Source organism: Succinivibrio dextrinosolvens, from assembly GCF_900116345.1.
GTDB lineage: Bacteria > Pseudomonadota > Gammaproteobacteria > Enterobacterales > Succinivibrionaceae > Succinivibrio > Succinivibrio dextrinosolvens_B.
The window spans coordinates 35251-48179 of sequence record NZ_FPAH01000007.1; the positions used below are offsets into that span (position 1 = coordinate 35251).

Annotated in this window: 13 protein-coding genes; 2 read left to right on the forward strand and 11 right to left on the reverse strand. The window is 43.9% G+C overall.

Annotation, left to right across the window (positions count from 1 at the left end; translation table 11 throughout):
- Window positions 1-5: 5 nt before the first annotated feature.
- Window positions 6-914 carry an ornithine carbamoyltransferase gene (locus tag BM308_RS03565; RefSeq protein ID WP_074942927.1) on the reverse strand — a complete coding sequence of 303 codons (909 nt, stop codon included), beginning with the start codon at window positions 912-914 and terminating at the stop codon, window positions 6-8.
- 225 nt (window positions 915-1139) lie between these two features.
- A complete protein-coding gene (gene nudE / locus BM308_RS03570; protein ID WP_083425426.1) occupies window positions 1140-1706 on the reverse strand; it encodes an ADP compounds hydrolase NudE in 567 nt (188 codons plus the stop codon).
- 126 nt (window positions 1707-1832) lie between these two features.
- Between nudE and hslR the strand changes: the two genes are divergently transcribed.
- Both hslR and hslO read left to right on the forward strand, forming a co-directional pair.
- A complete protein-coding gene (hslR, locus tag BM308_RS03575) occupies window positions 1833-2231 on the forward strand; it encodes a ribosome-associated heat shock protein Hsp15 (RefSeq protein WP_074942928.1) in 399 nt (132 codons plus the stop codon).
- A gap of 4 nt (window positions 2232-2235) precedes the next feature.
- Window positions 2236-3108: an Hsp33 family molecular chaperone HslO gene (hslO, locus tag BM308_RS03580; protein WP_074942930.1), complete on the forward strand. Its 873-nt coding sequence runs from the start codon at window positions 2236-2238 to the stop codon at window positions 3106-3108.
- Between the two features lie 87 nt (window positions 3109-3195).
- On the opposite strand, the gene BM308_RS03585 is transcribed toward hslO, so the two are convergent.
- The 9 genes from BM308_RS03585 to BM308_RS03625 form a co-directional block, all read right to left on the reverse strand.
- Window positions 3196-4692, reverse strand: a complete 1497-nt coding sequence (locus tag BM308_RS03585; RefSeq protein ID WP_074942932.1) for an FGGY-family carbohydrate kinase — start codon at window positions 4690-4692, stop codon at window positions 3196-3198.
- Window positions 4685-5620, reverse strand: coding sequence for a transketolase family protein (locus BM308_RS03590; RefSeq protein ID WP_074942933.1), 936 nt, complete (start codon window positions 5618-5620; stop codon window positions 4685-4687). Before BM308_RS03590 ends, BM308_RS03585 begins: the two co-directional genes overlap by 8 nt.
- A 3-nt stretch (window positions 5621-5623) precedes the next feature.
- The gene (locus tag BM308_RS03595) at window positions 5624-6448 is read right to left on the reverse strand and encodes a transketolase (RefSeq protein ID WP_074942935.1); all 825 of its coding nucleotides are present in this window, start codon (window positions 6446-6448) and stop codon (window positions 5624-5626) included.
- 5 nt (window positions 6449-6453) lie between these two features.
- Window positions 6454-7857 carry an L-fucose/L-arabinose isomerase family protein gene (locus BM308_RS03600; protein ID WP_074942936.1) on the reverse strand — a complete coding sequence of 468 codons (1404 nt, stop codon included), beginning with the start codon at window positions 7855-7857 and terminating at the stop codon, window positions 6454-6456.
- 35 nt (window positions 7858-7892) lie between these two features.
- Window positions 7893-8378, reverse strand: coding sequence for a PTS sugar transporter subunit IIA (locus BM308_RS03605; RefSeq protein ID WP_074942937.1), 486 nt, complete (start codon window positions 8376-8378; stop codon window positions 7893-7895).
- Window positions 8379-8394: 16 nt separating this feature from the next.
- Window positions 8395-9417: an ABC transporter permease gene (locus tag BM308_RS03610; RefSeq protein WP_074942939.1), complete on the reverse strand. Its 1023-nt coding sequence runs from the start codon at window positions 9415-9417 to the stop codon at window positions 8395-8397.
- A 20-nt stretch (window positions 9418-9437) separates the two neighbouring features.
- The gene (locus tag BM308_RS03615) at window positions 9438-10973 is read right to left on the reverse strand and encodes a sugar ABC transporter ATP-binding protein (protein WP_074942940.1); all 1536 of its coding nucleotides are present in this window, start codon (window positions 10971-10973) and stop codon (window positions 9438-9440) included.
- An 11-nt stretch (window positions 10974-10984) separates the two neighbouring features.
- On the reverse strand, window positions 10985-11626 hold the full coding sequence (locus BM308_RS03620) for a DUF2291 family protein (protein WP_074942942.1): 642 nt from the start codon (window positions 11624-11626) through the stop codon (window positions 10985-10987).
- Window positions 11627-11736: 110 nt separating this feature from the next.
- A complete protein-coding gene (locus BM308_RS03625; protein ID WP_074942943.1) occupies window positions 11737-12702 on the reverse strand; it encodes a D-ribose ABC transporter substrate-binding protein in 966 nt (321 codons plus the stop codon).
- Window positions 12703-12929: the final 227 nt, after the last annotated feature.

Below are 12929 nucleotides of genomic sequence, written 5' to 3' on the forward strand. Positions count from 1 at the left end.
TCAATTTAAGCGTTAACTAGTTTAGAAAGTACAGACATATGAATGTGCAGACGGTTTTCAGCCTCATCAAATACCACTGATTTCTCTCCGTCCATAACTTCGTCGGTAATCTCATATCCACGATGAGCTGGCAGACAGTGCATTACAATCTGAGCACCAGACTGCTCAACCAGAGAAGAATTAACCTGATATGGCATATATTTCTTCTTTACAGTATCCAGAGGAGTGTTATCACCCATGGATACCCAGGTATCTGTGTAGACAACGTCGAAGTTACGCAGCTTGCTGATATCATTCTCCACAGCAAGTTTGCATCCATTCTTTGCTGCAATTTCCTGAGCCTTAATAAATACAGCTGCATCAGGGCTGCAGTTCTCAGGGCAGAAGCAGGTAACGTTTGCTCCTAAAATTGAACCTGCAACCAAAAGTGAATTGGTTACATTGTTACCATCACCCACATAAGCAACATTAACACCCTCTACCTTACCCAGATGCTCATAAACTGTCATATAGTCAGCCATAGCCTGAGCAGGATGATATAAATCTGAAAGAGCATTAATTACAGGTACAGAACCATACTTGGCAAGTTCTGTAAGAGTATTCTGGGAGAACACTCTGCCTACAAGGCAGTCTACCCAGCGGCACAGATTACGTGAATAATCTGCAATGGTTTCTCTCTTACCCAGCTCGCCGTTCTGAAGGTCAAGATATACACCGTGACCGCCAAGTCTGTAAAAAGCAAGCTCAAATGTTGTTCTTGTTCTTAGTGATGGCTTCTCGAACATTATTGCGCCGCTCCGACCTGCTAATACCCGGTCGTACTTCTTTGGATCCTTTTTCATATCTATAGCGGTATTAATAATGTCCCAATAATCTTCTTGGCTGAATTCAAAGCCAGTTAAAAGATGACGCATCACCAAACTCCCAAAATGAAGCAGGGATACCCCCTGCAGTGATAAAAAATACAATCAGAAATTGATTGTCTAGGTACTAGAATAAGCAAAATTAGAAGGGAGATAAATGTATTATTAAATTTGCATCATATTTGTGCATACCTTATTAACTCGGTTTTTCTATGATGCAATGACGATCTGTAACGAAACGGCATATAAATGGCGATTCGCTACACTAATGAGTAGTTATAGATAATTGAGTTTTCTCATGGCAAGAGTAAGGCAGGCAATAGCTCTTGATTCAGTCAGAGGAGATTCCACATCAAAAATCAGATCTTTTGCCTCGGCAGGAGACACTTTAACAATTGAAATAGGTTCCGGCTCATCACCCTCAAGATGTTTTGGATAGAGATCGGTACACAGATAGGTGAACATTCTAAGCTGCAGCATACCTGGGGCTACGGTCATCTCCCGACGCAGAAGAGTGATATTCCTTGAACCAAAGCCTATTTCCTCTTCAAGCTCACGGTTGCAGGCAGTTGCAGCATCCTCACCGGCATCAATCTTGCCTTTTACAAAACCAAGCTCATAACGCTCAAAACCGCAGGCGTATTCTGAGGTCAGATAGAAATCCTTTCCGTCAAAAGGAACTGCAAGTATAGCTCCGTTTCCACCGCTCAATCTTTCATAGGTTCTTCTGGTATTGTTTGAAAACTCCAGATCAAGCTCATCTACAGTGAAGAATCTTGATACCTTGTTTCTACGCCTTTCAAGAATTTTAGGTACCGGTTTATCTAATGCAGAAAGATCCATAATTAACACCATTTTTTATAAAATCATTGGTATACTTTAGCACTGAAAAAAGCTTTTTTCCCAAATTAATATGCTAGAAATTGTCCTTTGCCTTAAGATTGGACAAAGTACATATTGGCTCAATTTATGACACAGAATAAAGAAGATACAGAAGTCAGACTGGATAAATGGCTGTGGGCAGCAAGATTCTATAAAACGCGCTCACTTGCCAGAAGCATGATTGAAGGCGGCAAGGTTGACTACAACGGAGTCAAGGCTAAACCTTCAAGAACCGTTGAAATCGGAGCCTTGGTCAAAGTACTTCAGGGAAATATCCGCAGAGAGGTTGAAGTCGTGAAGATTTCCGATCAGAGAGGCCCTGCAGTAGTAGCTCAGACACTATATAAGGAAACGGAAAAAAGCATCGAACAGAGAGAAAAGCAGATTGAGCAGATTAAACTCAATTCTCTGCTGGCACCTCATCCGGATGAGAAGCCAAACAAAAAAGACAGAAGAGCTCTCATCAGTATGAAATATGGAAACTAGATACATGCAGACATTTAATCACAACAGTATTGAAAGATTTCTTTTTGATAATCATGGAGTTAGAGGTGAAATCACCCGTTTAAAGACTCCATTTGAAGATCTTATTCATGATGACTATCCTGACTGTCTGAAAAAGATCATGATGGAACTGGCGGTTTCCTCAGTTCTGGTTGCGTCAACCCTTAAAGACGGTTCAGAAATCATGGTGCAGATCAGAGGCGGTAAAAATGCACCTCTAAAATATGCCCTAATCAATATCAGACAGGATTTAAGCTTCTACGGTTCATGCGCACTCAAGGACAACAGCGCTGTCGAAAACAACGCCTCTATTCACGAGCTTTGCGGTGCCGACGGTATTCTTGCCCTATCCGTATTTCCAAAGAACGGTGTTAAGTGGCAGGGTATTGTTGCCTTAAACAACGAGTCAATCGGTGCAACCTTAGAGGACTACTTTAAAAACTCGCAGCAGCTTCCAACCAAATTCTTTATCAGCACTGATCTGAATGAAAGACAGTCTGGCGGTATCATGCTACAGATTATTCCTGAAATTGCGGGTAACCTTGATTCTCTTGAGCATTTAAGTGTACTTGCAGCAACCTTAAGTGCACAGGAACTGTTCAGCCTGCCTTTAGAAGAATCTCTAGGACGTCTGTTTGCCCATGAGGAAACCAAGATATTCGGAGAGAAAGAGGTTCTGTTCAAGTGTATCTGCTCAAAGAGCCGCTGTGAGAATGCCTTGATGCAGCTTGATCCTGCTGAGCTTAAGAACATGGCAGAAGATCCTAAAGGTACCTCTATGACCTGTCAGCACTGCGGCAAGACCTATACTTTCTCCCAGGAAGAGCTGACTTCAATGTATCGCAAGCTCTCCCAATAAAGCCTAACTGTGCGATTAATAAAAAAATGGGGATCGCTAAGATCCCCTGAACATCATGCTTTTAGCATAATAAACAACGCATAATCTTTAAATTCCGTAATCAATAGTTGAAGCTATAGCCTTATGCCAGCCTTCAACCTTTGTCTTAATCTCCTTCTCATCAGCCAAAGGCCTGAAGAAAGATTCTTCCTGATGCTGTTCAAGAATGCTCTCAGAATAAATACCCTGAGCAATTGCAGCCATAAAGGCAGCTCCCTTACCGGAAAGCTCCGCATCTGAAGGAACCTTTAAAGGCAGTCCTACCAGATCAGACTGGAACTGCATCAGATAGGAATTCTTTGTAGCACCGCCGTCAACACACAGCTGAGTTACCTCTACATCAGAGGACTTTCTTATCAGCGCAAGAATATCGTTTACCTGATAGGCAATAGAATCAAGTGCGGCTCTTACTATTTCCTTTTTACCGGTAAGTCTGCTTATTCCAAGAATTGAGCCACGGACATTACCGTTAAAATAAGGAGCTCCCAGACCAGATAGTGCTGGAACAAAATAGCAGCGATCATTTGGATTGGCCGCCCTGGCGAGAGCCTCAGTCTCAGCCGGATCAGCTATCAGCTGCATATCATCCTTAAGGTAGCTTATGATACCTGCAGAATAATTTATATTGCCTTCAAGCACATAGGTGGTTCTGCCATGTCGTCTCCAGCCTACAGAATTTACGATTCCATGTTCACAGCTTGAAACTTTGTCGCCACTGTTCATCATGATTGAGGAGCCGGTACCGTAGGTAGTCTTTACCTGACCAGGCTGACTGCAGCCATGTCCGAATAGAGCGCCCTGGGAATCACCGACTGCCGCATGAATAGGGATCTGATGTTTTAAAAGACCGTTAAAGTCAGTAAATCCGAATTCTGAATCTGAATCCTTAATCTCTGGCAGAGCAGTCAGAGGAACCTTGAATAAGGAACATAACTCTTCTGACCAGCAGAGATTCTTAAGATCCATAAGCTGGGTTCTTGAAGCATTTGAAGGTTCTGTTGCAAAGCTCTGTCCATGAGTAAGATAGGAAATCAGAAATGCATCCATGTTGCCGATACATAAATCATTCTTCTGTGCACACTCTCTAACCTCAGGAACATTATCCACTAGCCAGGTTATCTTGGCGGCAGAAAAATACTCTGAAAGCTCCAGGCCGGTAATCTCACGGATCCTCTGAGCCTTAGACTTAACCTCAGGTTTGGAGACAAACTCTGCACCGCGGGCACACTGCCAGACCACCGCATTATATAAAGGTTCAAGAGTAGATCTTCTCCAGGCTGCGACAGTCTCACGCTGTACAGACAGACCAACGGTTGCAATCTTATCTGCTCGCACAGGATCCTTATCAATAAGAGCCTTTACAACGCCGATTACATTAGCACCAATCTCATTGAGATCATGCTCCACATAACCACGCTCATCGATAATCTGTCGGTGGGGCAGAGTAGCCTTTTCAATCAGCTTTCCCTGAGCATCAAAGAGCAGGGCCTTGGTACCCTGCGTACTCTGATCAATGCCCAGTACATAGACATCGTCACTAGCCATTCAGAAGTTCCTCGGCCTTCTTGGCAATACCCTCGCCTGTCAGATTGTAGTAGGCGAAGACTTCCTTTGAATTACCGGTAATCACTGGCTCATCTGGCAGAGACATGGTTACACACTTCTTAGGACAGTTTTCGGATACAGTCTGAGCAACCATGGAACCTAGACCGCCAAAAGGAGAATGCTCTTCAACAGAAATCACGACCTTGGCATTTTTGGCAGCCTCAATAACTGCAGCCTTGTCAAAAGGCTTTACACAGTACATATCAAGTACAGTTGCACTGATGCCTTTCTTCTTTAGAATCTCTGCTGCCTGCTTGGCATATAGAACCATTTCACCGCAGGCAACAATGGCAACATCCTCACCCTTGCATACCCAGGTAGCCTTGTCCATTTCAAAAGGAACATTATCCTCGCTGTATACAGGATCAACTGCGTTTCTGCCCACACGGATATAGGCAGGCTCATTATCCTTAACCAGAACTTCCATAAGCTTTCTGGTCTGATTGCAGTCAGATGGCAGATATACTCTCATGCCAGGAATTGAAGACATACAGGCAATATCCTGTGCTGAATGATGGGACATTCCCAGAGCACCGTAGCTGACTCCTCCGGAAATACCAACAAGCTTTACATTGGTATGTGAGTAGGCAACATCCACCTTGCACTGTTCATAGGAACGGGCGGTGATAAAGCAGGCTGGTGACATAGGGAATGTTCTTTTACCGACCTTGGCCATACCTGCAGCAATACCTACAAGGTCCTGCTCGGCAATACCTACCTCGACAAACTGCTCTGGGAAGGCATTGGCAAATGGGGTTGCTGAAGCACTTCCTCTTGAATCAGAACACAGAACTACAATATCCTTGTCTTTCTTTGCAGCTTCCATTAAAACTTCGCAGATCATCTGCTTATTTGCAATATTAGCCATCTTTTAGTCCTCCTGTGCTCTAGCCTTTAAATCACTCATGATCTGCTTGTATTCTTCTTCATTAGGAACATGGTGATGCCAGGAAGCCTTGTTTTCCATTACAGGAGAACCTTTACCCTTGATGGTATTGGCAATCAGAACAGTTGGCTTGCCCTTTACCATACGGGCTTCATCAAAGGCAGCTGCAAGCTTCTCAATATCATTACCGTCAGATACATCAATTACATGCCAGCCGAAGCTTTCCCATTTACGATGAAGATCATCTAAAGCCATAACATCTTCGGTTGAACCAGAAATCTGCAGACGGTTTCTGTCCAGCACAGCACACAGATTATCAAGTCTGTAGTTGGCACCGGCCATTGCGCCTTCCCATACTGAGCCTTCTGCAAGCTCACCATCACCCATTACTACATAAACACGGTTATCGCTCTTATTCATTCTCTCGGCGATAGCCATGCCTACAGCAACAGGCAGGCCGTGTCCTAAGGCACCAGAGTTCATCTCAATGCCAGGAAGCTTGTTGTTTGGGTGACCGATAAACTTTGAACCAAACTGACTGAATTCCTTTAAAACAGTCTCACGTGAGAAAAATCCCTTCTCAGCTAAAACAGCATATAAAGACTCAACTGAATGACCTTTACTCATAATGAAATGGTCATGGTTTTTGGTGCTGAAATTTTCTTTGGTAATGTTCATCTCTTTAAAGTAAAGAGTAACCAGAACATCCATGACTGACATATCGCCACCGATATGTCCGCCCTTACCGTTGACAATCATGTCAACCACATCCTGGCGCAGTCTGTAGGCCAGTTTTTTAAGCTCTTTCATCTAATCTATTCTCCGCGTAAATATGCCTTTACCTGCTCTTCAATAGGATCATAGAGATCAGCCTTGATGCCGATGTACTTACATGCCTCGTAGAGAATAGGAACAACATTCTTGTAAACACCTACGCAGTGGTGAATATATGGACCGGTAACAACCTTCTCTTCAAGACGTTTGATATTGTCCACCTCAACCCACATATAGGTTCCAAGAATCTTAGGCCCCTCTACACTCTTGGCATTGCCGAGAAGCAGAGAATACTCTCCGTTGTCACCATCGAATCTTGTAAGTGTCAGCTCTTTACCGGCTTTTGCCTCAGCAGATAGAGAACCTTCATCATCAAAGGCGATTGGACAGGTTAATTCAGGCTTTTCCTTGGCAATTGAAATTGGCCAAGGACCACAGTGCTGCAGCAGTTCACCGTTTGGATTATCAGGGTGACGTACTGTCCAGTCAGCAAAGAAGCTTCGTGATTCATTCATAACAGCAGCCTCTGCCATCAGGGCAGTGATTGCGCCATGAATATCAGTCTCACAGACAACTGGAATGCCTAAATCGTTAAGAATTGAGTTAGCTGCACATGGCATGATGCCAAGTTCTCCCTGAAGTGCAGTCCAGCACTGGATAGCACCTGCCTGACAGCCGTACTTTTCAATCAGGTTGCGCATTGCTCTGGCAAGAGCTGCCACAGTCTCAACCTTAGGTTCTGAAATCTTGATAATGGTTTTATCGTGAAGTATCTCAAGCTCTTCCTTAGCTCCGTTACCGTCACGGATTCTGCGTACTTCTGCCAATAGTTCAGGAAGAGGAATTGGAGATAACTGAATATTGAATTTTTCTAGGAGTTCGCCCTCATTGCACATGGTGGTCCAGAAATCGAATGGACGTGGCCCCATCTGCAGAATACGGATATGTCTGAAGGTCTTTACAACATTACATACAGCCATAAAGTCACGCAGACCGCGCTCAAATACAGGATCAGACAGACGACAGTTGGTCAGATAGGTAAACTTGACCTGGAATCTGCGCAGTACCTTACCGGTGGCAAACAGACCGCACTGGGTATCACGCAGTCTGCGGCCGTCAGGTAAAGGACGCTCATCCAGAGGACCCCATAACAGTACAGGAAGATTAAGTTCTTTTGCCAGTCTTGCGCATACGTACTCTGTACCGAAATTGCAGTGGGCAAGAATAATTCCGTCAACACCTTCCTTTCTGAATTTAGCTGCAATCTTTGCAACGTCTTCATCAGCGAATAACAGACCTTCAGGGTTGATATCCTTGATATCCACAAAATCGATACCCAGCTCCTTCATACGCGCTGCGGTAAGATCTCTGTATTTAAGAGCATCTAGAGCACTGAATACACTTCTTCTGGTTGGTACGAAACCTAATTTAATCTTGGCTGTCATGATTGATCCTTTTGTTTATCGTTTGTCTTAATTTTTCATTTTTTTACTGGGTAATATCTCATGCAGACAGACTTTCCGGCCTGAGCCAAGCCCTGCAGAACAGTCAGTCGCTTGATGTTTTCCATTGAACCTGAGGTAATAATCACTGGAGAGGTAATATCCAGGTTTTTCTCCTTTACAAGCTTCCAGTTCACATTACAGATAGGATCACCGGCAGAAACCTTGTCTCCCTTCTGTACATAAGGAGTAAAACCTTCACCCTTCAGTTCAACGGTTCCAATGCCCAGGTGAATCAGAACCTCGGTGCCATCAAAACCGGTGATACCGTAGGTATGCTTCTGCTCACCCACAAAGGAGACGATTCCTGAAATTGGTGCTACTGCAAGTCCATCATATGGAACGATAGCAACACCGTCTCCTACTACCTTGCCTGCGAAAATCGGACTTTCAACATCAGCGATTGAAATAACGTTTCCGCTTAAGGCGGCGAGGATATCCTCGCCCTTTTCTTTAAAAAACATATCCTGCCACCTTTAACTACTTGTTCTCGTTTCTAGCCTGAAGTGCCATGCGAGCCTGTAGAGAACGCTGGTACTGGTCAATAATAACTGCAAGTACAATTACCAGACCCTTGATGATCATCTGCCAGAACTCAGAAACACCGCACATAACCATACCGTCTGAGATAACACCGATGATGAAGGCACCGATTACAGTACCAACGATGGTTCCAACACCACCCATCAGAGAAGTACCGCCTAAAACTGCTGCGGCGATGGCGTTCATTTCCCAGGTGTTACCGGTCATTGGGTGAGAAGCAACCAGCTGAGAGGTAGCGATGATACCTACAATAGCGGCACATGCGCCTGAGAACATGTAAACTAGAATCTTATCGTTATCTACGTGAACACCTGAAAGCTTAGCAGCACGCTCGTTACCGCCGATTGCCAGAATGTGCCAGCCGAAAGGAGTCTTGCGCAGAATAACTGCAGCGATGATTGCAATCAGAATCAGAATCATTACAGCTACTGGGAAACCAGCAATATCACGGCCGAAGATTTCAAAACCGGTATTGCCTAAAGCTTCCTTACCAACAAGGTTAGGGAAGGTAGCACCGTTAGAGGTCAGGTTTGCTGCACCACGTGCAATGTACATCATACCCAGGGTAGCAATGAAAGGAGCTACTGCGAACTTGGTGATGATAATACCGTTGATTAAACCTACAATCACACCGATAAATACAGCAATAAGCACGATTACTGGAATTGAGAAGTAGAAGGTATAACCAAACATGGTGAAACCGTGATTAATCAAAAGACCTGCAATCATACCGGATAAACCAACTACAGAACCGACGGAAAGGTCGATACCGCCTGTAACCAGCACGTAGGTCATACCAATACCTAAAATACCGTACAGAGCAACGTGCTTTGCAATCAGAAGAAGTGACTGTGAAGTAAAGAAGGATTCACTTGCACAGGAAAAGAATATGACTAACAGGGTCAGCACAATCAGGGTACGGCCCTTAAGTATGGTCATAATTACATCATTTTTATTCATTTTTTATTCTCCGAATTCCTTTACTGAGCTTTGTGGCCCATATATGAAGCTTTTACAAGATTGTCCTGAGTAATGTCGCTGCCGGTAAGTTCTGCAGTCTTAATGCCGTTTGACAGAACAATAATGCGGTCGGCGATAGCGATAATTTCCTCAAGTTCTGAAGATACAACCAGCAGTGAAACACCTTTCTTTGCATACTGATAAATCAGGTTGAAGATTTCGGTCTTCGCACCGATATCAATACCGCGAGAAGGTTCATCGAGCAGCATGATCTTTGGTTTGGTCAGAGCACCCTTGGCGAATACCACCTTCTGCTGGTTACCACCTGATAAGGAAAGAATTGGAAGTTCCTTGTCTGCAACCTTGATGTGGACATCTTTAATCATGTCCTCAGTTGCGGCACTTTCTCTGCGCTTATCAATCAGACCCAGTGAATTGGTGTATTCTGCGACATTGGACAGAGCAATATTCTTATCAATGCTCATGGTCTGAACCAGTCCGTCACGCTGACGATCTTCTGGAAGCCAGGCAAATCCTTTCTTAATCTGCTCTGGAACAGAACCAATCTCGATCTTTTCTCCGTTCAGATAAACTTCACCGGTATGTGTTGGACGCATACCCATAATGCATTCGAAGATTTCAGTTCTACCTGCACCTAACAGGCCGTAAATTCCTAATACCTCACCCTCATGCAGATCGAAGGAAACCTTGTTTAACAGATAACCGCCGCCGTTCTTTGGCAGGGTCAGATCCTTGACCTGTAAAACCTTGCTGGTCTTTGACCAGTCAACAGCAACATCACGCTTTGGATAGCTCTTGCCTTCACCGACCATCTGCTTAACAATCCAAGGAACATCAATGTCCTTAACTGCAGCATCAGCAACCAGCTTGCCATCACGGAAGATGGTTACATAGTCACCGATTCTCATCAGCTCTTCCAGACGGTGAGAAATATAAACAATTGAGATACCGGTTGCGGTCAGTTCTCTCATGATGTTGAACAGAACGTCAACTTCCTGCTCTGACAGAGATGAGGTAGGCTCATCCATAATCAGAATCTTAAGATTTGGAATCAGAAGATTTCTTGCAATTTCAATCATCTGCTGCTGACCTACTCTCAAATCTCCTACCATGGTGTCAGGATCGATAGGGTAGTTCAGTCTTGCCAGAACCTGCTTTGCAAGCTTTCTGTGTTCAGCATCATCCAGAATACCGTTCTTGGTACGCTCTGATGACATGAAAAGGTTCTGGAACACGGTCATGTTAGGGAACAGACACAGCTCCTGGTGAATAATGGCAATACCATGTTCACGGGCATCAACAGTTGAATTGAATTCAACTTCCTTGCCCTGCAGATAAAGCTTACCTGATGACTGTTTCTCAATACCTGCGATAATACGCATCAGAGTTGATTTACCGGCACCGTTCTCTCCAATCAGAACGTTTACCTTACCACGCTTGATATCAAAGGAAACCTGATCCAGTGCTTTGGTACCTGGATAGATTTTGTCTATCTTTTCAGCGTGTAAATAGATCTCTTCGTTTTCGTTGCTCATTTACCGCGCTCCTACTTTACAGTCAGCTCAACAGGGGTAATCTGCAGAGGACCTGGTTTTACTGTAAAGCATCCTAGGAAATCAAATTCTTTGCCGTTAAGCTCATCCATATTGATTTTTGAAAGAACATCTCTGGTGATAAGTTCGTGGAATGCTACTGAAACCTGTGCCCACTCGATCTGATTGGTATAATCATCGTAGCTGATAAGACTGATTGAATCTCTTACAGCTGAACCTTTGAATACTGGACCTACCTGAATTCTTGTCTTAACATCCTCAGATGGATTGCCGGTTAAATCAAATGAGAAATAACCTGAACGAAGCTTGTTCTTAACTTCGGTTACCTTGCCAGAACCTTTTACGATAAAGGAAAGCTCTCCCTTATCACCCATTGAGTAATATCCGTATTTGGAGGCAACTGAGTTAAAGTCACCATCTGCTTCCTTGATTAAGGTTGTTAAATCAACAGCATTCTTTTCAAAGTAATCCTTTGCTTTTTCAGCCCAGAAATTCTTTGCTACTGTTGTTGGATCAAATGCTGCCTCACCGGTTAAAGTTGCTTCCTGTCCCTCTTTGACAACAGTGGCAGAAAGGCCAGCATAAGCCAGAAATGCAACTGCGAGACCTGCAATAATTACGCGAGCTTTTGACATGATGTTCTCCTGTTTGAGGCGAAAAAACCCCTATGAGTGCAAAAAGCACCCTGCTCTAAACTTGTTATTCTTATTAAATGCGCCACAGAAATGTGGCGCAGTCTTGAGGTTTACTTAGCTAAGGTAAAGTCGTTTAACTTCTTAGCATTGTCTTTGGTGATAATGATGCAGTCGATTAACTGCTTCTCTGGCTGGCCGGTAGTACCGGTCTTTAGATACTGGTCTGCCTGCTTAACAGCCATCTCAGCAATTAGAGCAGCAGGCTGCATTGCGGTAGCAGTCATGTTGCCAGCTAGGATTTCGTCACGAGCATCGTTAGAGCCGTCAACACCGATGATCTTCAGGGTCTTGCCTGCAGCCTTGATAGCAGCAGCTGCACCAACAGCCATGTTGTCGTTACCAGAAATAACACCCTTTAGATTTGGATTGGTCTGAAGAATGGTCTCCATCTTTGAGTAAGCCAGGTTCTGATCCCAGTTTGCAGTCTGAACAGCAACCATCTTCATGTCTGGATACTGGTCAATAACCTCGTGGAATGCAGTTGAACGGGTCTTTGCATTGGTATCTGAGTCAATACCGAATAGCTCAGCATACTCGCCTTCTTCTTCCATTGCCTCTACGAATACTTCAGCAGCACCCTTAGCACCCTGATAGTTGTTTGCAACGATCTGGGTGATAGCAATACCCTGCTCGTTGATTTCACGGTCAAACAGGAAGGTTGGAATATTGTTGTCGTAGGCACGCTTTACAGCAGCTACAGTTGCATCAGCACCAGCGTTATCACAGATGATAGCTGCAGCCTTATCAGAAATTGCAGTCTCAAATAGCTCTGACTGTTTTACAGGGCTGTCATCGTGTGAAACCATCTTTACGGTGTAACCTAATTCTTTTGCAGTCTTAGCAGCTACTTCTGCCTCAGTCTTGAAGAATGGGTTTGAGTGAGATGGGGTGATAATGTACATGATGTTTGAACCGCCACCGGTTAAGCGCTTTGCTTCTGCAGCCTGAACTGATGCTGCCATTGATGAAGCAGCTAACATCATTGCAACTGATGCACAGATTTTTGTTAATTTCATTTAATGACTCCTACTATGTATGTTCTTTGATTAGCTGTTGCATTTGTTAGATATAGCAACAGAAGTTTCTTATTACCCCTAAATTATATGTAAATGACTCTACAAGACTTATCACGAAAATATCTTTTTTGTCATAATCCTATTTTGATTCGATCCAAAATTGAGCATAGGATCAAAAAATGCTCGTTTTCAATCTAAAATTGTGACAAAAATGGCAAATTATGAAT